Annotated in this window: 20 protein-coding genes; 7 read left to right on the top strand and 13 right to left on the bottom strand. The window is 35.3% G+C overall.

Annotated features, from left to right (window positions below; translation table 11 throughout):
* Window positions 1–298: 298 nt before the first annotated feature.
* Window positions 299–601: a hypothetical protein gene (locus FEZ18_RS01365; protein WP_153266655.1), complete on the bottom strand. Its 303-nt coding sequence runs from the start codon at window positions 599–601 to the stop codon at window positions 299–301.
* 404 nt (window positions 602–1,005) lie between these two features.
* On the opposite strand from FEZ18_RS01365, the gene glk reads away from it, so the two are divergent.
* Entirely contained in the window at window positions 1,006–2,079 is a 1,074-nt protein-coding gene (glk, locus tag FEZ18_RS01360) for a glucokinase (RefSeq protein WP_153266654.1), read from the top strand.
* Between the two features lie 26 nt (window positions 2,080–2,105).
* Here the strand turns inward: glk and FEZ18_RS01355 are convergent, their stop codons facing one another.
* The 8 genes from FEZ18_RS01355 to FEZ18_RS01320 all read right to left on the bottom strand — a co-directional run bounded on the left by FEZ18_RS01355 (window position 2,106) and on the right by FEZ18_RS01320 (window position 10,208).
* Window positions 2,106–3,479 carry a dicarboxylate/amino acid:cation symporter gene (locus FEZ18_RS01355; RefSeq protein WP_153266653.1) on the bottom strand — a complete coding sequence of 458 codons (1,374 nt, stop codon included), beginning with the start codon at window positions 3,477–3,479 and terminating at the stop codon, window positions 2,106–2,108.
* A gap of 46 nt (window positions 3,480–3,525) precedes the next feature.
* Complete coding sequence (locus tag FEZ18_RS01350; protein ID WP_153266652.1) at window positions 3,526–3,891, bottom strand: arsenate reductase family protein; 366 nt, start codon at window positions 3,889–3,891, stop codon at window positions 3,526–3,528.
* Between the two features lie 4 nt (window positions 3,892–3,895).
* Window positions 3,896–4,114 carry a hypothetical protein gene (locus FEZ18_RS01345; RefSeq protein WP_153266651.1) on the bottom strand — a complete coding sequence of 73 codons (219 nt, stop codon included), beginning with the start codon at window positions 4,112–4,114 and terminating at the stop codon, window positions 3,896–3,898.
* Window positions 4,115–4,142: 28 nt separating this feature from the next.
* Window positions 4,143–5,357 carry an ABC transporter permease gene (locus FEZ18_RS01340; RefSeq protein WP_153266650.1) on the bottom strand — a complete coding sequence of 405 codons (1,215 nt, stop codon included), beginning with the start codon at window positions 5,355–5,357 and terminating at the stop codon, window positions 4,143–4,145.
* A complete protein-coding gene (locus FEZ18_RS01335) occupies window positions 5,354–6,100 on the bottom strand; it encodes an ABC transporter ATP-binding protein (RefSeq protein WP_153266649.1) in 747 nt (248 codons plus the stop codon). The genes FEZ18_RS01340 and FEZ18_RS01335 overlap by 4 nt, the downstream gene beginning before the upstream one ends.
* Window position 6,101: 1 nt before the next feature.
* Complete coding sequence (locus tag FEZ18_RS01330) at window positions 6,102–7,319, bottom strand: efflux RND transporter periplasmic adaptor subunit (protein ID WP_153266648.1); 1,218 nt, start codon at window positions 7,317–7,319, stop codon at window positions 6,102–6,104.
* Between the two features lie 2 nt (window positions 7,320–7,321).
* On the bottom strand, window positions 7,322–8,647 hold the full coding sequence (locus tag FEZ18_RS01325; RefSeq protein ID WP_153266647.1) for a TolC family protein: 1,326 nt from the start codon (window positions 8,645–8,647) through the stop codon (window positions 7,322–7,324).
* A 106-nt stretch (window positions 8,648–8,753) separates the two neighbouring features.
* Window positions 8,754–10,208, bottom strand: a complete 1,455-nt coding sequence (locus FEZ18_RS01320; RefSeq protein ID WP_153266646.1) for a PAS domain S-box protein — start codon at window positions 10,206–10,208, stop codon at window positions 8,754–8,756.
* Between the two features lie 161 nt (window positions 10,209–10,369).
* Between FEZ18_RS01320 and FEZ18_RS01315 the strand changes: the two genes are divergently transcribed.
* The 5 genes from FEZ18_RS01315 (at window position 10,370) to rimO (ending at window position 14,910) form a co-directional block, all read left to right on the top strand.
* Window positions 10,370–11,239, top strand: coding sequence for a universal stress protein (locus FEZ18_RS01315; protein ID WP_153266645.1), 870 nt, complete (start codon window positions 10,370–10,372; stop codon window positions 11,237–11,239).
* A 26-nt stretch (window positions 11,240–11,265) separates the two neighbouring features.
* The gene (locus FEZ18_RS01310; RefSeq protein ID WP_153266644.1) at window positions 11,266–11,562 is read left to right on the top strand and encodes a hypothetical protein; all 297 of its coding nucleotides are present in this window, start codon (window positions 11,266–11,268) and stop codon (window positions 11,560–11,562) included.
* A gap of 49 nt (window positions 11,563–11,611) precedes the next feature.
* Window positions 11,612–12,247: a hypothetical protein gene (locus tag FEZ18_RS01305; RefSeq protein ID WP_153266643.1), complete on the top strand. Its 636-nt coding sequence runs from the start codon at window positions 11,612–11,614 to the stop codon at window positions 12,245–12,247.
* A 163-nt stretch (window positions 12,248–12,410) separates the two neighbouring features.
* Window positions 12,411–13,400: a L,D-transpeptidase gene (locus tag FEZ18_RS01300; protein WP_194269497.1), complete on the top strand. Its 990-nt coding sequence runs from the start codon at window positions 12,411–12,413 to the stop codon at window positions 13,398–13,400.
* A 205-nt stretch (window positions 13,401–13,605) separates the two neighbouring features.
* On the top strand, window positions 13,606–14,910 hold the full coding sequence (gene rimO / locus FEZ18_RS01295) for a 30S ribosomal protein S12 methylthiotransferase RimO (RefSeq protein ID WP_153266641.1): 1,305 nt from the start codon (window positions 13,606–13,608) through the stop codon (window positions 14,908–14,910).
* Window positions 14,911–14,913: 3 nt separating this feature from the next.
* Here rimO and FEZ18_RS01290 read toward each other — a convergent pair whose 3' ends face one another.
* The 4 genes from FEZ18_RS01290 to thrA form a co-directional block, all read right to left on the bottom strand.
* A complete protein-coding gene (locus tag FEZ18_RS01290; RefSeq protein WP_153266640.1) occupies window positions 14,914–15,600 on the bottom strand; it encodes a hypothetical protein in 687 nt (228 codons plus the stop codon).
* Window positions 15,601–15,733: 133 nt separating this feature from the next.
* Window positions 15,734–17,026 (bottom strand): threonine synthase, encoded by a 1,293-nt coding sequence (thrC, locus tag FEZ18_RS01285; protein ID WP_153266639.1) that lies wholly within the window; start codon window positions 17,024–17,026, stop codon window positions 15,734–15,736.
* Window positions 17,027–17,252: 226 nt separating this feature from the next.
* A complete protein-coding gene (locus tag FEZ18_RS01280; RefSeq protein WP_153266638.1) occupies window positions 17,253–18,179 on the bottom strand; it encodes a homoserine kinase in 927 nt (308 codons plus the stop codon).
* Window positions 18,180–18,294: 115 nt separating this feature from the next.
* Window positions 18,295–20,739: a bifunctional aspartate kinase/homoserine dehydrogenase I gene (gene thrA, locus FEZ18_RS01275; protein ID WP_153266637.1), complete on the bottom strand. Its 2,445-nt coding sequence runs from the start codon at window positions 20,737–20,739 to the stop codon at window positions 18,295–18,297.
* Window positions 20,740–21,128: 389 nt separating this feature from the next.
* On the opposite strand from thrA, the gene FEZ18_RS01270 reads away from it, so the two are divergent.
* Entirely contained in the window at window positions 21,129–22,664 is a 1,536-nt protein-coding gene (locus tag FEZ18_RS01270) for an NAD(P)H-hydrate dehydratase (protein ID WP_153266636.1), read from the top strand.
* Window positions 22,665–22,676: the final 12 nt, after the last annotated feature.

Genomic DNA, 22,676 nt, shown 5'->3' with positions numbered 1-22,676 from the left:
AAAATGATATTGGTCATTCGCAAAGTCTTTTTCGTCTGTTTGCTTTATAGACTAAAAATGCAGTGTTAGGAAAAAATAAGTTTTTCATGTTGTTATTTCTAATGGGGTTGACTTTATCAAGTTTTGGATTTCTTTGTTGCTTCTAGACCCTACCATCTGCCATCATCTTAGTTTTATCTCCAATAGGTTATGCCGTAATTAATGTTTTTATAACAACGTATTATACAAGAACTTATGGAGTACAAAGATTAATGTTGAGTAAAAGGTGCATCTTTAAAGCTTAAATGAGGTGAGTATCCTAGTTTTTGTATTTGAGTAGCCGATCTAACCTTTTAGTAATCTTATCTGTAAAAATAGGTACATCTTCTAAAGTGGATGCCCCAGTTATGGCATCGACATTTCTCATTTTTTCCAGACCGTTCCAAGAGGTTGTTAGTATAACGACCTTATTTTTTATTCTTAAATTTTTGTTTATAAATGATTGCACCTTTTCGGGTGGAGCACCAGCTTCCCACCTATGTAAAATGAGGATGGCATTGTAGTTAGTAGCATCTTTAGTGGCCAAAGCCTTGATATCGACAACCTCAACAATTATTGGCACAGACTGGTAACGATTCGAGACTAGGGCAGCAACCGAATCCTAAAAAGGACTGTTCTGTGTTGCAATCAAGAGTTTTCGATCTAAACTAGAGGAATTGATTTTGAAGGTTTGGAAAACCTCTATCAGATTAGTGTGATTATGCCAAGTCAGGAATCCTAAAATGAACACAAGTAAAACAACAAAAAAGAAAACTGTTTTTTTAAACCTTATTTTTATTGCTAAAGTATTTGTAAACTCCTCATACAGAGTTTTAAACATTTCAAAGCTATCTGAAATTAAAAAAGCCCGAAATGATATATGTCATTTCTTATTGCTTTTTCAAGAGTTAGTTTCGTGGTATTATAATTTGTATTGCAATCGTTTTGTGTATTCTTTTTGTAATAAGATTTAAGCAAAATAATAATATGACGGATAAAGTTACGAGTTTAGAGATTCCATTTTTCAGCAAAGGTCAAATTCCCTTGGCTTTTTTGAATAAAGATACACCTACTGAGGGGCGGGTTTTAGCGGCCGATATTGGTGGAACAAAAACCAATTTAGCCCTTTTCAGCATTAAAGAAGATAAGCTGCAATTGCTTGCTAATTCCTCTTACAAAACAAAAAATTTTGATTCTTTTACAGACTTGTTTAGTGCGTTTTCCAACCAGAATGGTCCAAACATTAACGCTATTTGTCTTGGAGTAGCAGGACCTGTAATAGAAGGTGTTGTTCAGGGTACAAATTTTCCTTGGATTATAGATCAAAAAGAAATTAGTAAGGCTTTAAAGGTAAGCTCTGTTTTTGTTATAAACGATTTAGAGGCTAACGCTTATGGATTGTCGGCATTGAAAGATCATGATTTTGAAACCTTAAAATATGGAGAGAATATAGCAGGCAATGCCGCCATTATCTCCCCTGGAACAGGGCTGGGAGAGGCTGGTTTATTTTGGGATGGAAAGAAGTTTTTCCCCTTTGCTACCGAGGGTGGACACTGTTCTTTTAGTCCGCATAATAGTTTGGATGTTGCAGTTTATAATTTTATGTTTCAAAAATATGGGGATGTAAGTTGGGAAAGGCTATTATCTGGTCAAGGGATTATTGATATGCATGAGTTTTTAAGGCAATATCGAGCGACTCCCATGCCATTGTGGTATAAGGAAAAATTTGAAGATGAAGATCCTGCCGCATTAATTACCAAAACCGCAATTGAGAACGAAGATGAGGTCTGCATAGAAACTTTAGAGCTTTTTTTGAGGTATTTAGCGACTGAAGCTTCACAAATGGCTCTAAAAATGAAAGCCACTGGTGGTATTTTTATTGGTGGAGGTATATTGCCAAAAATTATAAAAGGCATAGATAAAAATCGCTTTGCTACTCATTTTATTACATCTGGAAAAATGAGATCTTTATTAGAGAAAATGCCTGTAAAAGTAATTTTGAATGAAAAAACACCCCTTTTTGGCGCAGCACTTTACGCCGCCATGGGAATCAAGGCTTAGGTTTCTAGAATCTAGATTCTAGAGGTCTAGATTCTAGACTCTAAACCTCTAGACTCATCAATAGTCTTTAGTTCTTCAGTTTCAATTATTTGATTGGAAGCTATTCCAGTTCCATAAAATCTATCGAAAACTAGGCATGATGTAAGGTCTCCCGTTACGTTCACTACCGTTCTAAACATTCCTAAAATACGGTCTATACCAATAATAACAATTAATCCATCAATGGGGATTCCTGCACTTTGCAATACAGTTGATAAAATGATTACACCACCGCCAGGAACAGAAGGAGTCCCAATTGAAGCGGCAACAACTGTAGATGTGATGAGTATTAAACTTACAACAGATAATTCTATACCATAAGCTTGTGCCATAAATAGTGTGGTGACGCATTGAAACAAAGCGGTTCCATCCATATTTATAGTGGCGCCAATAGGAATTACAAAATCACTAATATTATTAGATACCTTTAGTTTTTCAGTAGCTGTTTTCATAGAAACAGGCATAACAGCCGCAGAACTGGCCGTTGAAAAGGCGAGTAATTGTGGTTCTCGTATAGCACGTAAAAATTTAAAAGGATTTTTCTTGGCGACTACTAAGACTAATATGAGGTAAAACAAAAGTAATAATAAGAGTCCTATAACCACAACTAGCATATAATAGCCAAGCCCGAGAAATATTTCAACACCAATTCTTGATATTAAAGCAGCCATTAACCCGAATACGGCGTAAGGAACAAGCATCATGGCCCATGAAATTACAATCATGCAAATTTTTTGAATCGCTTCAGTAAAACGAATAATAGGTTGTGCCGTTTTATGAGGTAATTGGGTAATGGCTACCCCAATAATTATGGTAAAAATAACAACGCCTAGCATTTCGCCCATTAAAATCGACTCCAAGGGATTGTCTGGAATAAGTTTTGAAATCGCCATGGGTACATTCTCAAAAAGATCGGTTTCTTCAACAGGAGTGCTTAGGTTTTCACCACTATGCGGTAATCCGCCTAAGGAATACACATATTGACCAGGCTTCATGATTAAAGTGATTATCGTACCTATAATTATTGAAACAATGGTGGTGAAAACGAAATATAATAACAATCGCAGGCCGAATGTTTTTAAATTATCTGATGTATTACTAACAATGCCCGATACGATTGATGCAAATATTAAGGGAATCATGACCATTTGAACCAATCGCATAAATATTTGACCTGGTAGATCGAGCCAATTTGCCAACCACGAGCTAAAATCTTCAGTAAAAAGTCCGGTAGATGGATTAAGCAAAACACCTAGTGCGGCTCCAACCACGAGTCCGATAATGACTTGAAGCCACAAGCGACCTTGTACCAGATTTTCTAAATGAACAGATAAGTTTTTTAGGGGTCTAGATTCTAACATGATGAAGATGAAAAAATAAAATTAATTGGAACAGGTTTTATGCTCTTTAAATTTTTAAAATATCTGTAGGAGTTTCAACTAAAATGGTTCTATTACCCCGTAAAGCAATAGGTTGTTTCATAATTACGGGGTTGTTCTGTATCATTTTGATCCAATCGTTTGTAGAGAAATTATGCTGTTTAAAACGCAGTTTGTAAGCAGGATGCTCTTGATTTACCAAATCTTCTACACGACAATGTAATTTGTGTGCTAGTTCTACGATTTGTGTTCCTGTAAATTTATTTTTTAGGATATCAACTCGCAGAATAGCCAAGCCCTTAACTCTGGCATAGGCCAATGTTTTTCTTGCTCTAACAGATTTAGAATTGTAAAACAAAGTGATTTGTCGGTTTGAAGTGGCTATTTGTCCCATGACATCAAGTTTTCTTGTTTTTATTTGAGTCTAAATACTGCTTCATAATAAATTTTAACCTTTCTAAATAGTTTTCCATAATTTCTTTACTCATCTGCGGATTGTTAGTTGCAGGAAGGGTTATTGGGTCTTCATCAATAAAGCGATAGAGTTCTGGGTACTTTGTTCGAATCATTGTGGTTAACTCTGATATTTCTCTTATGACATCTTGTGCATCTTTCATCTTAAATTATTTTTAGTTTATTTAAATCTTATTCATAACGTATGGCATCAATTGGATTCAATTTCGCAGCTTTTCTGGCAGGAAAAAAACCAAAGGCGACACCTATAAAAACAGAAAAACCAAATCCTATTAAAACGGAAGTTACCGAAGTTGGAACTACAAAATCTGTTATTTGGTAAACCAATTGATTTCCTAAGATACCAAATATTATTCCAATAATACCTCCCGCTAAACTTAATACCATAGCTTCTATTAGAAATTGTATTAATATATCACTTTCTCTTGCCCCAATGGCTAGTCTAGTTCCAATTTCGCGCGTGCGCTCGGTTACCGAAACGAGCATAATATTCATAATGCCCACACCACCAACAATTAAAGATATACTTCCAATAGCCCCCATAAGAATGGTTAAAATGTTCATGACGCTACCCGAAACTTCTTGAATTTCTATTTGTGTGGTAATATCAAAATCATCTTCTTGGTCTGGTAAAAGCCGGTGAGCTTCTCTTATTAGCATGGTGGCTTCAAGTTTAGCATCGTCAATAACATTTTCATTTAGTGCACTAGCCATAATCATATTGTAGTGGGGCCTCCCATACAATCTATTTTGAACCGTGGTGTACGGTGCAATAATAATATCGTCTTGATCTTGCCCCATAGTGCCTTGCCCTTGTGCAGCTAGTAAACCAATAACGGTAAAAGGCACTTTATCAATACGTATTTGGCTTCCTACGGGATCGCGACCAGAAAATAATTCTTCGCGAATCGTTTCTCCAATAACACAAACCTTATTAGCACCTTTTACATCTTGTTCTGTAAAAACTTCTCCCAACTCGATGGCTCTGTTTAAAATATCAAAATATTCTTCAGAAACACCATAAATCGTGCTGGGTATATTGCCATCTGGCCCAATTACCTGTGCGCCAATGCCCACCAAAGGCGATATTTTTGGCATCCATACCGAACCTTTTTTTAAAATATCATATTCGCGTTTGCCTATATGGCGCCCCATTCTTACATTAATACCAGCGCGTCGTTCAGACTTGGTACGTATCATTAATAAATTTGAACCTAAGCCAGAAATCTCATCGCGCACTTGTTTTGCAGCACCATCGCCAGCAGATATCGTCATTATTACCGCTGCCACACCAATAATAATACCTATCATAGTTAATAAACTGCGACTTTTATTCTTATTAATGGCTTGAAGCGCGACTTTAAATATTCTTAAAAGCTGTTTCATTTTACTTGAGCGGTTAATGCTTTAAGCGCACTTTCTTTAGTGCTTCGATTTTTTATAATTTCATCGGTAAGGATGCGTCCATCTCTTAAATAAATAAGGCGTTTTGCAAATTGGGCAATTTCCTCCTCGTGTGTTATCATAACAATGGTAATGCCTTCATTATTTAGTCGAACAAAGAGGTCTGCAATATCAATACTATTTTTGGTGTCTAGATTTCCTGTAGGCTCATCTGCCAAAATTAGCGCGGGGTTATTTACTAAGGCTCTCGCAATGGTAACACGTTGTTGTTGGCCACCAGAAAGCTCGTTGGTTCTGTGGTATTTGCGATCTGCTAAACCTACTTGTTCCAAGGCTTTTTTTGCCAGTGCTTTGGTGTTGGAAAAGCGTCCGGTCCTATCATAAACCAAGGGTAATTCTACATTTTCGAGTGCCGTAGTTCGCGATAACAAATTATAACTCTGAAATATGAAACCTATTTTTTGATTGCGTATATCGGCTAATTGATTTTTATCTAGTCCGTTTACCTTGATACCATCCAACTCATATTCACCAGAAGTGGGTCTGTCTAAACAGCCCAAAATATGAAGCAAAGTTGATTTTCCGGATCCAGAAGAGCCCATAATAGCCACAAATTCACCTTCTTCAATTGTTAAATCGATATCTGTTAATGCATGCACTTCGATATCGCCATTTTTGAATGTGCGACTAATTTTTCTTGTTTCTATAACTTTTTTTGCTGCCATGTTATGCTTTGGTTTTTATGCTGTTAATGGCCTTATCGCCATCTTTAAAAGTTTTACCACCCATAAATCTTTTAATTTCAGATTCTAAACCCGATTTAATTCCCACTTCTATAAACTGAAAGTCTAAAAGTCCGCTTTCATTGGTATAAAAGAAACCATCGTAATTTGAAGGCAATTCATTTTTAAAATTAGCAGGATTGTAAAACTCCTCGTTATTCACGTAGGCCTTAAATTTTTGTTGAGACGAGTCTGCTAAAAATTTTTCAGCTTTTTCAATCAGTCTTGGTTTTATAGCATCTAGCATGGTTTGAGTGGGTCTAAATCGCAAGGCCGAATTATTTATAATTAACGCATTTTTAGTGGTGTTAACTACAAATTCTAAATTGGCTGTCATACCAGGTAATAAAAGGCCTTTTTCGTTATTTACATCGACCACAACTTGATAGTTTACTACATTATTTATTTTAATAGGCTGTAAGCGTATTTGACTAACCTTACCAAGAAACTCTTGTTCTGGATAGGTTTGCACGGTAAAGCGCACTGGCATACTATCTCTAATAAAACCAATATCGCTTTCGTCTACATCGGCGAGAATTTGCATTTTCGATAAATCTTCGGCTATAATAAAAAGTCGTGGCGTTGCAAAACTGGCAGCTACGGTTTGGCCTTCTTCTACAGCACGTTCTGTAATCGTGCCATCTATAGGCGATGTTATGTGTGCAAAACTCATGCTCACTTGAATATTTTTCACAGAAGCTTGCGATGCTTTTTTAGCACTTAAAGCCTGCTCGTAAGCGTATTTAGAGTTGTTAAATTGCTGTTCTGAAATTACAGTTTCTTTAAACAACAATTTGTTGCGTTCGTATTCTTCATGGGCTTGATTGTATCGGGCTTCGTTAACCGCTAAATTGGCTTGCGCTGTAAGTAGATTGGTTTCTAATAGGCGGGTGTCCATTTTTGCTAATAACTGTCCTTGAGTTACTTGGTCGTTATAATCTACATAAATTTGAGAAATAGTGCCAGAGAGTTGCGTTCCTACCTCTACGGTATTAATGGCTTCTAGTGTACCTGTGCTGGAGACTAAAGCTTCCAGTGCACCAGTTTTTAATGCGGTGTAGGTGAACTCTAATTTTTTGTTACTCAATTTAGGTTTCACAATAAAATAGCCCGCTATAAGTAGCAAGACTATCGCAAATATGGTTTTGGTTGAGGTTTTCATTGTTATTTATCTTGTCCTATTAATAATTGATAATCGTAATATGCGGCTTTGTAATCTGAGATGGCTTGTAGCCAAAACACTCGTGCTTGAGTGTATGATAACTCGGCGTTATTAACTTCTAAAAACGTCCCAACACCAAGTCTATAACGTTTTTTTGCAAGTGTTAAGGCGTCTTCGGTAAGGTTCATATTCTCTTGTTGCACTTCAATTTTTTGTTTGGTAAAATCGAGTTGAGATAATAGTTCTTCCAATTGCATTTTTAGGGCCTCTGTGGTGTGGTTTTTTTGTTCTTGGGCAATGTCTTTTGTTATTTTAGCTTGCTGTAATTTGTTTTTATTGATGAAGCCATTAAAGATGTTGAATTGTAATTGTAAACCAACAAAACTTGTGTTAACCCATTGGTAATCGGCTAGATTGAAATTATCTTCTTGGGCTTGATAATTATAAGCACCAACAGCATCTAGCGTAGGATAAAATGCAGATTTAGCCAAATCAATTTGATTTTTGCTCAGTTCAATATCTAATTCTAATTGTTTTAAGCTGCTGTTTTGACTTAATAATTCTGAAGGATTATCTTCTAAAACCAGTTCGTTTTCTAATAATTCTATAGATTCTGTTAATTTTAAGTTCATCTCTGTTTTTAAGCCTAGTACCAGTTTTAAGTGGTTAGCCAATGGTAAAATGGTGTTTTGCGCTTCTAGCAGACTGTTTTTTGCTTGTGCAACCTGCACTTTTGCGGTGGTAAAGTCGTAATCTGTTAGCGTACCCTGCTTTTTTCGTTTTTCTACATCTGTAAAGGTTTCTTCTGCGCTTTTTAATTGTTTTTGCTGCACCTTAACCATTTCTTGGGCAATTAAATAGTTGAAATAGGCTTTTTTAATCGTATTGATCACATTTTGTTTTGCGTTTCTAGCCGCTTCATTTTGGTAGCGTAGTCTATTTTCAAATAGTTTTTTATTGTTTTTATTAAAACGGGAATATACGGGAAGGGCAAGGTTTAATGTGGCTCTATAATCATTATCCGAACCCAGTTTTGTGGCTGTTTCACCCGTGCCAAAAGCATCTGGTAAGAAAATTACTTGTCGGTCAATATGCCTATTATAGTTGGCGGTAGCATATAATTTTGGTAAAACAGCACCTTTAACTTCTTTTAGAGCAAATTCTGAGGCGTTTACTTGGTAGTTTGTAATCGTAATATCTACGTTTTTATCGAGAGCCAAGTTAATTGCTTCATTTAAGCTAAGAGGAATACTATCTTGGGCATAATTATGATGTGCTACCAGAAAAGTAGCCAAAAGAAATAGGATTTTCGTTTTGGAAAGTTTCATGTTTTTAGATAATGAAGTTAATTTGAAACATGGATACAAACCATGATCTCGGTCAGTTTAAGCCGTATTAAAATGTCTGCATAATATTAATAACCTAAAGCATCTATTACGTTTCGTCTTTATTACTCTTTTTTTTATCTCCAGTATACTTATAACCAATCATGGGTCTAGAATCCCGATCTTTTTGTTCCAATTCGGCTTCCAGATTTTTATACCTACTAATGTCTTTAATGGTTACAACTACTGCGGCTACTTGGTTGTCGTGGTTAATTATGGGTCTGCCACTTAGCAAAACTCTACGCATGGCGTTGGTTGATAAATCTTTTAATAAGACATCTACATCGTCTGTGGTTTTTCCTGCTAAAGCACGTTGTGCTGGAAGGTCTTGAGCCGGAAATGTTTGTTCGCCATCTGGAAATAACACTTTAAAATGGTCTGAAAAATTAAACGAAATTTTTGAATCGTCTTCTATTCCAAAAAGCGAATTTGCAACATCGTTGGCTAATATCACTTCTTTATTGGTATTGGCAACTAGAACACCGTCGGTAATATTCTCAAGAATCATATTTAATTTTTGCTGACTTTCAAATAGTGCATTCAAGGTGTTTTCTTTCTCTTGTTCCAGCTTTAGTTTTTCAGTAATATCTCTAACAATGGCGTATAAGGCACCTGTAGTTTTATCGGCTGTGGCATTCCAAGACAGCCATTTTATACTACCATCTTTACACACCCAACGGTTTGTATAGTTCACGAGACTAATACCTTGTTTAAGTTTTTCGATTTCTGCTTCTGTGCTTTCAATATCTTCAGGAAAAATAAAAGATTTAAACGGTTGGCTTAAAAGCTCGGTATCGCTATAGCCTAAAAGTTTACTTAAAGAAGGGTTAATTTTAATGAATTTATCTTCTGAAGCAATAACTAAACTATCTGTAGACATATTAAAAAAAGCATCGGCAGCTTTTAAAGAATCTAAAACGGTTTTTCTTTCAGTAATATCTGTTGAAATGGTTCCGATGGCATAAATTCTGTTTGAAGCATCTTTTAAGGGGAACTTAACAGATAAAAAGGTTTGCGGTTTTCCTGATACTTCTATAATTTCTTCAATTTGAATATCTTTTCCAGCTTTTAAAGCTTCTAAATCGGCACTTCTGTACCTATCTGCAATCTCTTTTGGTAAGAAATCGGCATTTGTTTTTCCTATTAAATCAGACGCTTTTGAGTCGAAAAACGATTGGTATTGTTTATTTACCAAAATATACTCGCCATTTAGTTTTTTTACAGAGATGGCGTTAGTCGTATTATCAATAATGGATTGTAGAAGTTTTTGATTTTTTTGTAGGGCTTCTCTAGATTGTTTTCTGGCCTTGAGCTGTGTTTTAAGAATAAAATACACCGTGGTTAACATGCCTAAAGAAAGTACAATTAATATTAACGATATCCAATGCCATAATCTATTGGTAGAAAAAGGTATTTGTATCCAGTATATTAGTCCGAGTGCTAAAACTACAACCATATTTATAATGTAGCCTATTGTTGTTTTTCTTTCAAAAGATAGTCTCATTTCAATGCATTTAGATTAGAAAATTTAGGTGATTCTCTTCAAGATTTAATTGTTATCACACAAATTTAGCGAGTAAAATACTTATAGTAAATGATTTTAATCATTTGCAGGGTGGAATAAGGAGCTTAAATTTGATGTTATATTGATGTAATAGACTTGTAATGAAAACGATCTTGTATGCCACCGATTATTCTAAAAACTCCGAATTAGCATTAAAATACGCTTTTAATATGAGTGTGAAAACTGGTGCTAAATTAATGGTAATTCACGTGTTCGAATACCCGACATTGTTAGATGGTAAGGGGATAAAACCCGAGCCAGCTTTCCCAGATCTTGAGGGTGATGCTTTAAGAGAACACCGATTAAAACTTCAAACCTTTTGTACACGTATTTTAAAAAATGATGCCGTTATTCAAAATATTGAAATAACAGCGATTCAAAACAAATCTGTTCTTCATGGTATTATTGAAAAAGCCTCTGCGGTCGATGCTTCATTAATTGTAGTAGGCATGAAAGGGGCGAGTAAAATACGCGAATTAATCATGGGCAGCACCACCAAACACCTTATTGAGAATGCACCATGTCCTGTATTATCAGTTCCTGGTGAATCTGTAAAGAAAGACATCGATACTATGGTTTATGCTACCGATTTTGAGGATAAAGATTTAGGTGCTATTAATCGGTTAACAAAAATTGCGGAACCTTTTAATGCTAAAATTAAGATTGTGCATGTATTGCCTTTAGAAGGAGCTGTAAGGGAAAAGCAATTGAAAGATTTGCAAGATACGTTCCATAAATATATTAACTATCCTAATCTGGAATTAGATGTTTTATATTCCGACGATACTTTTAATGCTCTAAAAATTTACTACCGAAATGCTAATGCAGACCTCATGGCTATGCTGCATCGGAAGCGCAGTGGAATCACTTCGAAAGTGTTTCATCGTGATTTGGTAAAACGCATGGAAACTTATGGTAAAATACCTTTACTGAGTTTTAATGCCGATAATTATGGAATATTCCATGTGTAATGAAAAACACTTAAATAATTTGAAACATGTCAAGACGCGTATTTAAAATAGTAATTGCAATAGCCTTTATAATTTGGGTTTTCCTTTTTGTAATAAAAGATTCCCTCTCTAAAAGTTTTTTAATTGGTGTGGCCACGCTTACATTTTTGGTGTTTAGCTTTGGTGTTCAAGGACTTATTGCGCACTCCGTTAGGCCGCCAGCTACAAAAGGAGAGTTAATTATGTTTCCGCTTTTTATATGGATTCTTTGGGCTCTCATGTTTTTGGTGTTTGTGTTTTTTATCATGCCTATGTATTGTCCAGATTTTTTGATAAAGATGTGACAAACAGTTTTAAAAGTTAAAAACCAATATGTACAAATTATTAAAAATTATGAAAACAGTAATTTATTTAATGGCAGTTTTTGTTTTAGTGAGTTGTTCTTCTGCGAGAATGACAGACACTTGGGTTAATAAAGAGATTGATATGTCGCATCCTAAAAAAGTTTTAGTTGTAGGATTAACCGATAACCTAACCGCAAGAAAAATATTTGAAGAACAATTAAAAACACAACTTAATTCAAGAGGTATTGAAGCTGTTGAAAGCTATAACGTCTTTGAATCAACATTTACAAGTATAAAACAATCGGAAGAAGATATTCAAGATGAAATGGACAAACTTATTAATGACGGTTTTGATGCCATATTGATATCTGTTGTAAAGGGCGTCGATGAGAAAGAATCATATCATGGTGACAGATATATGACGGACTATTATTGGCGTGGTTTTGGACGTTACTATTTTCTACATCAAGATGTTTACCTTGTTGAAGGCTACTACGATAAATATAAAATTTACCACATAGAGTCTTCTTTGTATAATTTGAAAGCAAATAAAAAAAAATCCTTAGTATGGGTGGCTTCCTATAATTTGGTAGATCCTAGACAAATTAATTCTGCAGTTTCTAATTATGTAAAAGCAATTATGAAGTCGTTAGAAAAAGAACACATTATTCCAAAAGACTTTTAATACGGTTAACAATTAAGCGTAGTTTGTTTTAATTTAAGCCACTCAAAATATAAGAGTTATAAAGTTCGAAGCTATGAAACATCCATAACTAAAACTTGATACCCAAGAAAATGATTACATGGATGTTACATGTAACCGATCAAAAAACAATAAATATAAACACATGAGATACATTTTACTTGTTATAATCTGTTTTGTATGTTTAGGATGTGGAAACACAACCAGAATTAACACTGGTAAAACACCATCCGATACTCAAGATGCCGTGTTTAAGATTGATAGTCTAAGCCCCACAAAACCGCCCAAGTCTAAAGAAATTATTATAACAAAAGACGTTCCCATCCGCTCTTATTTTAAATGGATGGATAGCCTAGTGGCGACGCTAAATGAAAAACAAAACTATGTTATCGACGAATATCTTATCGTACATCATAATAAATGGATTTTAGATACCTTGGTGAATACCGATTATTATTATCTTATGGATAAAGGTGTTTTTAACGAAGACTCTAAATCGCTAATGGTTTTAAAAAAAGATCAGGTTTTAGTCATCCCAGACGCTTTTAAAACAGAACAATTACAAGCTCAATTAGACAGTACATATATAGATTTAAATATTCCAGAATTTAGGTTGAGAATTTTTCAAAACAAAAATGAGTTGTACAGTTTTCCTGTACGTGTAGGAAAGAATGGTAGCCGTTATATGGCGATGGCGAATCGAGATGTCGACATGCGAACACGACCTGGAATTGGCGAGATTATTAGGGTAAATAAGTATCCTGATTTTATAAATCCTGAAAATAATCGACCGTATACCAGTACAAGAAGGGATGATGGTAAACGCACACAATTACCTGCAATCCCCTGGTTAGAACCTGCGGTAAATGGCGTAAGTCATGGGCAGCTTATTCACCCTACAACAAATTTAGCCACTTTAGGGAAAGCTTCTTCCAACGGGTGTATAGGCCTAAGGGAATCTCATGCTTGGATTGTGTATTATTATGCACCCTTAGGAACTAAGGTGGTTTTTAGATACGATCTGAAGGGACAGAATGATAAAGGAGAAACTATTCAATTTCTAGATATTTACCCAGGATTTGAAAAATATGATACAAAAAAATTAAAAAGGGGAAATCAATCTGATAGAAGTTGATTCGTTTATCCAATCTCGTATAAGTTAAAGAAGTATTTCAATTTATAAAGGTTGAAATGTAAAGGATATCCTGGTAAAAACCATTTTATCTCAGATATTTAATAAATTACTAGATAAAGGTTTGAGAAATCGTAGTTGTAAATACATATTTATGGGTCTACATAACCATGAAATGCCTATCTTTGCGCCCTGATTTAAAGAAGCTATGCGCACAAAGACTCTTAAAAAGAACAAAATAAATGTAGTAACCCTAGGTTGTAGTAAAAATGTTTACGACAGCGAGGTGTTAATGGGACAACTTAAAGCCAATAATAAAGAAGTTGTACATGAAGAAGAGGGTAATATTGTAGTGATTAACACCTGTGGTTTTATTAATAATGCTAAGGAGGAAAGTGTTAATACGATTTTAGAATACGTTCAGAAAAAAGAAGATGGGGATGTCGATAAAGTTTTTGTGACTGGTTGTTTAAGTGAACGCTATAAGCCAGATCTGCTTAAAGAAATCCCTAATGTTGATGAGTATTTTGGTACGACAGAATTGCCAGGTTTATTAAAAGCTTTAGGGGCAGATTACAAACACGAACTTATAGGCGAACGTTTAACCACAACCCCTAAAAATTATGCGTATTTAAAAATTGCTGAAGGTTGCGACAGGCCTTGCAGTTTTTGTGCTATTCCGTTAATGCGCGGAAAACATAAAAGTACACCTATTGAAGAGCTTGTTATTGAAGCTGAAAAATTAGCAGCAAAGGGTGTTAAAGAACTTATTTTAATTGCACAAGATTTAACCTATTACGGTTTAGATTTATACAAAAAACGAAATTTAGCAGAGTTACTTGAAGCCTTAGTAAAGGTAGAAGGTATTGAGTGGATTCGATTGCATTACGCTTTTCCAACAGGATTCCCTATGGATGTGTTGGATATCATGAAACGCGAACCTAAAATTTGCAACTATTTGGATATTCCGTTGCAGCACATTTCAGATTCGATTTTAAAGAGTATGCGTCGCGGCACAACCCAAGAGAAAACTACCAAATTACTTAAAGAATTTAGAGCCGCTGTGCCTGATATGACTATTAGAACAACACTAATTGTTGGTTATCCGGGAGAAACCGAAGCCGATTTCGAAACCTTAAAAAACTGGGTAAAAGCCATGCGTTTTGAGCGTTTAGGATGTTTTACCTATTCTCACGAAGAAAATACGCATGCTTATAACCTCGAAGACGATGTTCCCGAAGATGTGAAAATTGACCGCGCCAATCAAATTATGGAAATTCAATCGCAAATCTCTTGGGAATTGAATCAGCAAAAGATAGGGCAGGAGCTTCAAGTGGTTATCGATAGGAAAGAGGGTAATTATTTTGTAGGTCGCACCGAATTTGATTCGCCAGATGTCGATAATGAAGTGCGTATTGATGCTTCAAAAGGCTATTTAAAAACGGGTGAGTTTGCCCGAGTAAAAATTATTGAAGCCGAAGATTTCGATTTGTACGCAGAGCTTTTAGCGTAATGATTAAAGTTTGTAGTCAATCAAATTCCCTCTAATTTCGAAGGGGTGAAAACGCGAAAATAACTCTTCAGAATACCAATCTAATGCTCTGGTTTTTCTTATCATGTTGGCGTGTTTTTTATTTTTGTATGCGTAAGCCATCATGTCATCACCAGTTTCCCATAAAGAAAAGGTAGCTTGCATAAAAATAGGCCATTCTCCAATACCCTTAGAATAAATTAAACCGCCATAATTATCCATAGATTGCGAAACTGATGGCACATTTTTCCAAAATTTATAGGCCAGCTTTGGTTTAATGGTTGCTCGCGTAATAACCGCTAAAGGCCTAGAAGCATCGTAAGTTACCGAAGGTACAAAAGGTTGCTGTTTGCTCCATTCTCCCTGCGCTTTTATGGCTTTCATGAGCACGTGACTGTAAGATGCTGAGGTTTTGGTGTAGGCGTTTATAATATTCGATTCTAGAAAAGCGTTAGCGTGTGCTTCTGATTTAAAAACAGTTAATAAACCAAAGGTGGCCCAATCTGGCCAAATCGAAAAACCATTACCACTACCACTTCCTAAAGCTTTCCAAAAGGTTAAGCCTTCAACAGTTTTATTCAGCAATGGTGGTATTCCCATGCGGGTAAAGGCATTCCATTTATTTTTGAAGCCTTTATAATTAAAAAACGAAATAATTACCGTTTGAGACATATTTTACAAAGATACGGCTTTAAGGTTTTAGAATTTTTAAAGTTGCAGGAATAGCCAAATATTTATAAAAATTATACCACGGGAAATTAGCAGCACTTCGATAGGTTGTAAATATCTCGTAAACTTAAAACAACTACCCCAATAAAAACCCTTTCAAATCTTCATAATCAGAAATTTTAAACGCTACTTTTTCTTTGTCCATAACCGCTTCAATTTGCGGAGGTAATGCTTGTTTTTCTTGTATTACTTCTTCTACAACATCCAAGAATTTAGTAGGATGTGCGGTCTCTAAGAACACACAATGGGCATTAGGGTTTTCTTTTAAATAGGCTTTACAGGCTAAATAACCTACAGCACCATGGGGATCGGCAACGTAATTAAAATTGTTGTAGATCTCTAATAGGGCTTGTTTGGTTTCTTCATCAGAAAAGCTATACGATGATAAGTTGTCTTTTAGGGTTTCAAACTTATTTTTATAAATTTCCTGAATACGAATAAAATTACTAGGATCGCCTACATCCATGGCGTTACTAATGGTTTGTACCGATGGTTTGGCCTTGTAATCTCGTGTTTCTAGGTATCTGGTTACTACGTTATTTTCGTTATTGGCGGCTATAAAATGTTTTATTGGCATACCTAATTGTTGCGCCATCATACCCGCACAAACATTACCAAAATTTCCACTTGGTACCGAAAACACGATATCATTTTGTGTTTTGTGTAGTTGTTTATAGGCAAACATAAAATAAAAAAGCTGTGGTAACCATCGTGCGACGTTAATAGAATTAGCCGATGTTAATTGCATCTTGCTCGTTAGGTTTTCGTCTAAGAAAGCGGTTTTTACCATCGCTTGACAATCATCGAAAGTACCATCTACTTCTAAAGCTGTAATATTTTCGCCTAATGTGGTAAGTTGTTTTTCTTGAATGTCGCTCACTTTTCCGCTAGGGTAGAGAATTACAACTTTTACGCCTTTTACACCCAAAAAACCATGAGCAACTGCGCCACCGGTATCGCCAGAAGTGGCGACCAATACCGTAACTTCTTTACTGTTGTTTCTATTAAAATAACCTAGACAGCGTGCCATAAAACGGGCACCAACATCTTTAAAGGCCATGGTAGGACCGTGAAATAACTCTAAAGTAGAAATATTGTCGCTAAGCGGAACCACAGGAAAATCGAAATTTAAGGTGTCCTCTACAATGGATTTTAAAGTGGCTTCAGGGATGTCTGGAGAAACAAATTGCTTAATGGCTTCAAAAGCAATTTCAGTATGAGATAAAGTACTAATATTATCAAAAAAAGATGGTGGTAACGGTTTAATTTCTTCTGGAAAGTATAAGCCTTTATCTGGTGCCAAGCCTTTTATAACAGCCTCTTTAAATGATGTGTTTGGCGCTTTTTTATTTAAACTGTAGTAATTCATATGTTTTAATAATTGACCGAAGCCCGAAGACGGAAGACGGTGGTTTAACAGTAGTTTAGTGCATTGTAATACTGCGTTTTATGTTTTGTTATTTTCCTGAAAGCCATTCGTGCTTTATGTTTCTATAATTTTTAAAAATCCATGCCTACTTCCCAATTCATAAACTTTTCAAATTAACATGTGTTTGTTTTTATATAGACTTACCTCATTTTAATTTTATCATCCGTCATTCTAAAATTTTCACTCCCTCTGTATTTATCTTCGACACATAAGTTTCAAAAGCTATATTTGTTTTTGAATAAACGGTTTTAATAGCATTTTCTACATGTTCAGCATGTTCCAGACCTTCCGATAAAGCAAAAATGGAAGGGCCAGAACCAGAAATCCCGCAACCTAAAGCCCCATGATTTAAAGCGGCTTTTTTTACATCGTTAAAATGCGGAATCAGTTTACTTCGGTGCGGCTCTATAATAACATCGTGTAAAGATCTCTTAATTAATTGATAGTCGTTGGTGTGTAAGCCATGAATTAAACTCCCTACATTGCTCCATTGTGTTATCGCATCTTCAAGTGGCACTTGCTTAGGAAGAATTGCCCTAGATTCGGATGTTTTAATTTCTATCTGTGGGTGAATAATCGTGGCGTACAAATTATTTGGTGTTGGAATCTGTAAAATCTCGAGTGGCGACATGCTTTTTACTAGTGTAAATCCTCCAAAAAGGGCTGGTGCTAAATTATCGGCGTGCTCACATTTACTAGCTATAGCTTCACCTTTAATGGCAAATGCGGTAAGTTCTGTTTTGTTGTAAGGCCTGCCCAAAAGCTCATTCATGGCAAACACACTGCCAACTGCGCTGGCTGCACTACTGCCAATACCGCTGCCTGGTTTTATGTTTTTATAAATTTCAATTTCAAAACCACAATCTGGTTTTAAAGCGTTGTACATGGCCAAAGCAGACACACCGGCTACGTTTAGTTCTGTTTCTAGAGGCAAATCGAAACCTTCGACTTTAGTTACAAAAACGCCTTTTTTGTTGGTTTTTCTTATCACCATGTTATCTCCAATGCTGTCTAAGCAAAAGCCTAGAACATCAAAACCGCAAGACACATTGGCAACGGTTGCTGGCGAAAATATTTTTAGTTCGTTAGTCATTAAGATACCATTTAGTGGTTGTAAAAGATTTAAAACACTCCTATTTACAATTAAAGTTTAGTCGAAAAAATAGTGTTTTAGAGTTGTAAACCCTTTGTAATACTCTCGTGCTTGCTTATAAGTTTCCAATTTTAATGATATCAGAGAATATACCAGAGGCCGTTACATCGGCACCTGCTCCAGCACCTTTAATGATCATCGGTTGCTCTGGGTAACGCTGGGTATAAAACATCACAATATTGTCTTTGCCTTCTAAGTTGTAAAACGGATGTCCTTCTGGAATTTCTTGTAAACCAACGCTTGCTTTTCCGTCATTTAATTGCGCTACATATTTTAGCTGACATTTTTTTGCTTCCGCGGAAGCGAATAAGTTTTGATAATGTGCTTCGTCGTCAATTAAAGTTTTATAAAAATCGTCGACAGTATCACTCTTTAAACCAGATTCTGAAAGAAATGGGGTGTTAACAATATCCTCTAAATTCATTTCTATGCCGCTTTCTCTAGCTAAAATTAAGATTTTTCTGGCTACATCTACACCGCTTAGGTCTATTCTGGGATCTGGTTCTGTATAACCTTCGGCCGCAGCTTGTTTTACCACATCATGAAATTTAGTTGAAGCATTAAAGTTGTTAAACACATAATTTAAACTCCCAGATAACACCGCTTTTATTGACGTTATTTTATCTCCCGAAGTTATGAGGTTGTTTAAGGTGTCGATTATTGGTAAACCTGCACCCACATTGGTCTCAAATAAAAAAGGGGCATTGTATTTTAGCGATAGACGTTTTAATAAGCTGTAGTTTTCATAATCGCTAGAACAGGCAATTTTATTGCAAGCTACAACAGCAATGCTCTCTCGTAAATAGTGAGCGTATAAATTGGCAATTTCACTGTTGGCTGTAATATCTACAAAAATGCTATTGCGCAAGTTAAAAGCTTTAGTTTTTTCGAAAAATTGCTCGATGGTTGCGGGTTGGCCTGTTTTTAATTTGTCTTTCCACAGTTTTAAATCAATACCTTCTTCATCGAAAATCATCGTTCTGGAATTTGATAAACCAATCACTCTTAAATTGATTTTTAAATTTTCCTTGAGGTATTTTTTTTGTTGCTTTATTTGTTCAACTAAACGCTCTCCAACATTACCAACACCAGTTATAAATACATTAAGTTGCTTGGTTTGTGTTTCAAAAAATTGCTCATGCATGGTATTAAGTGCTTTTTTTACATCTTTTTCTAAAATTACTGCAGATATGTTTTTTTCTGAGGCGCCTTGAGCTATCGCTCTAATATTAATATTGTTTTTACCTAAGGTACTAAACATTTTACCACTCACACCTTGATGGTTTTTCATATTATCACCCACTAAGGCAATTATAGATAAGCCTTTTTCTACAATAATGGGGTCTATTTTACGCAAAGCGATTTCATTTTCAAAAGTTCTATCTATTACTGTTTTGGCAGCTTCGCTATCGTTTTCATCAATTCCTAAGCAAATAGAGTGCTCTGAAGAGGCTTGAGTAATTAAAATAATATTAATTTTTTCTTGAGCTAAGGTTTCAAACAAACGTTTAGAAAACCCAGGAATTCCAATCATTCCACCACCTTGTAACGTTAATAAAGCCACATTATTTATATTGCTAATACCTTTTACAGGAGCGGTTTCGCTAAGGTTATCATTAGAAATTACAGTACCCGGTGCTTCTGGTTTTAATGTGTTTTTTATCTGAATTGGAATGTTTAAATCTAAAACAGGTTGAACCGTTGGCGGATACAAAACTTTGGCACCAAAATGCGATAATTCCATCGCTTCTTTGTACGATATTTTTTCTATAGGATAGGCTTGTTTCACTAGCTTAGGGTTAGCTGTATACATGCCACTCACATCGGTCCAAATTTCTAATTGCTCTACTTTTAAAGCTGCTGCAATAATGGCCGCCGTAAAATCGGACCCCCCTCGACCAAGTGTTGTTTGCTCATCTAAGTTAGACTTGGCAACAAACCCCGGTAGAATGGTGATTTTTTGATTTACGCTATTAAAGTACGTTTGAATATTGGCATTGGTAATACTAAAATTAACCTCCGCTTTTGTGAAATCTGAATTGGTAATTATGAGCTCTTGAGAGTTTTTATGTGCAGTATCTAGACCTCTGTGTTTCATGGTTTCTGCCAAGATGAACGAAGACAAGGCTTCTCCAAAACTTACCAGTTTGTCTGATGTTTTGGGAGACAATTCATTAATTAAATAAATGCCTTCCAATAAACTTTTAAGTTGGTTTAATTTGTCTTCGGCATAACCCAAAATAGTATGGTTCTTATCAGGATTTAACGCTTTTATAATCTTATAATGAAGCGCCTCGATACTGCTAAAGGTATTTAAAAAGTCTTGGTCTTTATTTTGAGCTTGTTTACCAGCTAATAAGAGTTTATCGGTTATACCCCCAACAGCCGATACAACACAGATAACCGATTTTTTTTGAGAATAGTCGGTTAAAATATTTATAACTCTATTTATATTTTCTGCGGAACCTAAAGAGGTGCCACCAAATTTTAAAACCTTCATAAATTATGACTTATTGATTTTTAGATTATTGAAGAGAATGAAGCTTACTAATATCATTAGGTGCATTTAGAATTAAAACCCCATGGGGTAATAAAAAGAAAATGACTCAAACCCGTTGTTTCTTTTTTAAGTAAAGCGATACTATTTGTAATGTTTTGGCTTAAAAGAATCATTGTATTAGTTTTTAGTGCAAATCAAAAGTATTATTTTTAGCTTGATTAAAAAATAAATCTAGTTTTTTTTCATTATTATTAAAAACACGCCCGATTGGACAGAAATAATAGATAAGTATTAAAGAATTTATAATAATTATCGAATAGCTTTTAGCCCCAAAAACACAAAATTGTTTTCTTGCTAATCTGGCGGTTGTAAATAAACAAAAGCTCAAAATGAAAATATATTCTAAAGCACAAATTTATGAAGGCGATAAGTTAACGATAGAGCGCCAAAACATGTCCTCAACAGACCTAATGGAGCGCGCAGGTACTCAAGTTTTTAATTGGCTCCACGCACACTTAAAAAATGCTCAAGCTACTATTCATGTATTTTGTGGTATTGGTAATAATGGGGGAGATGGTTTAGTAATTGCTCGGCATTTAATGAGGCATGACTACCAAGTTAAAATGTATATCGTTAATTATAGTGATAAACGTTCTAAAGATTTTTTAATAAATTATGATCACATAAAAAATGTTACTAAAAAATGGCCAACACTCTTAAATTACAGGGAAGAATTTCCCGAAATACATCGAGATGATATTATAATTGATGCTGTTTTTGGAATTGGATTTAACAGGCCCGCAGCCGATTGGGTTCGCGCTTTATTCATACATTTTAGAAATTCTGAAGCTTTTACTTTATCGATAGATATTCCATCAGGCTTGAGTACCGATAGCATTGCTGAAGATGAAGATGCCGTAGTTTGGGCCGATTATACCTTGAGTTTTGTGTCACCAAAACTAGTATTTTTCTTACCACAAACAGCAAAATTTACCAAACAATGGGAAGTGTTAAATATTGGTTTAGACGACCGATTTTTAAAGGAGACATTTACAAATGTGAACTTAATAGGAAAGCCAGAAGCAACCCTCATGTATAGGCCTAGAGAAAAATTTTCGCATAAGGGAACATTCGGACACACATTAATAATTGGTGGTAGTTACGGTAAAATTGGGGCGGTAACTTTAGCGAGTAGAGCAGCTCTATCGGCTGGAGCAGGTTTGGTAAGTGCCTATATTCCAAAATGCGGTTATACAGCTTTGCAATCTTCCTTTCCAGAGGCTATGGTTATTACTGATGAATACGAGACTTTAATTTCTGAAATCAAATTGGAAATTGAACCTACCGTGATTGGTTTTGGCGTTGGTATTGGTACTGCTAAACAAACTGTCCAAGCCTTTGAAGCGTTTTTAAAAACCAATAAGACCCCTTTGGTTATTGATGCCGATGGTGTTAATATACTAGCTCAAAACAAAACACTATTAAAATTAGTACCAAAATCGACTATTTTAACTCCCCATCCTAAAGAGCTAGAACGTTTAATAGGAAAATGGAGAGACGATTTTGATAAACTCAAAAAGGTACAAGATTTTAGTATAAAATACGAGGTTATTGTGGTGATAAAAGGAGCGCATACTATTACTGTTTCTCGAGAAGATTTATATGTTAATAATACAGGAAATCCTGGTTTGGCTACTGCAGGCACTGGAGATGTGCTTACCGGAATTATTACCGGATTAATTTCTCAAGGTTATAAGCCGTTAACAGCCGCCTTGTTTGGGGTCTATTTACACGGCCGATCGGCAGATTTGGCAGTTCAATATTTAGGATATGAAAGTTTAATGGCGAATCATGTTGTAGATTACTTGGGTGCGGCTTTCAAAGATTTATTTAAACAAGCAAAACATGTTTCAGAACATCAATAAAAAACAAACTAG

It is taken from the genome of Oceanihabitans sp. IOP_32 (genome assembly GCF_009498295.1).
In the GTDB taxonomy this organism is placed as follows: domain Bacteria; phylum Bacteroidota; class Bacteroidia; order Flavobacteriales; family Flavobacteriaceae; genus Wocania; species Wocania indica.
The sequence above is the reverse complement of the archived record's forward strand: the minus strand, read 5'-3'. Positions and strand labels throughout refer to the sequence as shown.

Coding starts and splice junctions, on each gene's coding strand:
- FEZ18_RS01315 (WP_153266645.1), top strand. CDS start 10,370: ATGAAAACGATCTTGTATGCCACCGATTATTCTAAAAACTCCGAATTA.
- FEZ18_RS01305 (WP_153266643.1), top strand. CDS start 11,612: ATGAAAACAGTAATTTATTTAATGGCAGTTTTTGTTTTAGTGAGTTGT.
- FEZ18_RS01330 (WP_153266648.1), bottom strand. CDS start 7,319: ATGAAAACCTCAACCAAAACCATATTTGCGATAGTCTTGCTACTTATA.
- FEZ18_RS01310 (WP_153266644.1), top strand. CDS start 11,266: ATGTCAAGACGCGTATTTAAAATAGTAATTGCAATAGCCTTTATAATT.
- FEZ18_RS01270 (WP_153266636.1), top strand. CDS start 21,129: ATGAAAATATATTCTAAAGCACAAATTTATGAAGGCGATAAGTTAACG.
- FEZ18_RS01340 (WP_153266650.1), bottom strand. CDS start 5,357: ATGAAACAGCTTTTAAGAATATTTAAAGTCGCGCTTCAAGCCATTAAT.
- FEZ18_RS01290 (WP_153266640.1), bottom strand. CDS start 15,600: ATGTCTCAAACGGTAATTATTTCGTTTTTTAATTATAAAGGCTTCAAA.
- FEZ18_RS01325 (WP_153266647.1), bottom strand. CDS start 8,647: ATGAAACTTTCCAAAACGAAAATCCTATTTCTTTTGGCTACTTTTCTG.
- FEZ18_RS01335 (WP_153266649.1), bottom strand. CDS start 6,100: ATGGCAGCAAAAAAAGTTATAGAAACAAGAAAAATTAGTCGCACATTC.
- thrC (WP_153266639.1), bottom strand. CDS start 17,026: ATGAATTACTACAGTTTAAATAAAAAAGCGCCAAACACATCATTTAAA.
- FEZ18_RS01300 (WP_194269497.1), top strand. CDS start 12,411: ATGAGATACATTTTACTTGTTATAATCTGTTTTGTATGTTTAGGATGT.
- rimO (WP_153266641.1), top strand. CDS start 13,606: ATGCGCACAAAGACTCTTAAAAAGAACAAAATAAATGTAGTAACCCTA.
- FEZ18_RS01280 (WP_153266638.1), bottom strand. CDS start 18,179: ATGACTAACGAACTAAAAATATTTTCGCCAGCAACCGTTGCCAATGTG.
- thrA (WP_153266637.1), bottom strand. CDS start 20,739: ATGAAGGTTTTAAAATTTGGTGGCACCTCTTTAGGTTCCGCAGAAAAT.
- FEZ18_RS01320 (WP_153266646.1), bottom strand. CDS start 10,208: ATGAGACTATCTTTTGAAAGAAAAACAACAATAGGCTACATTATAAAT.
- FEZ18_RS01350 (WP_153266652.1), bottom strand. CDS start 3,891: ATGGGACAAATAGCCACTTCAAACCGACAAATCACTTTGTTTTACAAT.
- FEZ18_RS01345 (WP_153266651.1), bottom strand. CDS start 4,114: ATGAAAGATGCACAAGATGTCATAAGAGAAATATCAGAGTTAACCACA.
- FEZ18_RS01355 (WP_153266653.1), bottom strand. CDS start 3,479: ATGTTAGAATCTAGACCCCTAAAAAACTTATCTGTTCATTTAGAAAAT.
- glk (WP_153266654.1), top strand. CDS start 1,006: ATGACGGATAAAGTTACGAGTTTAGAGATTCCATTTTTCAGCAAAGGT.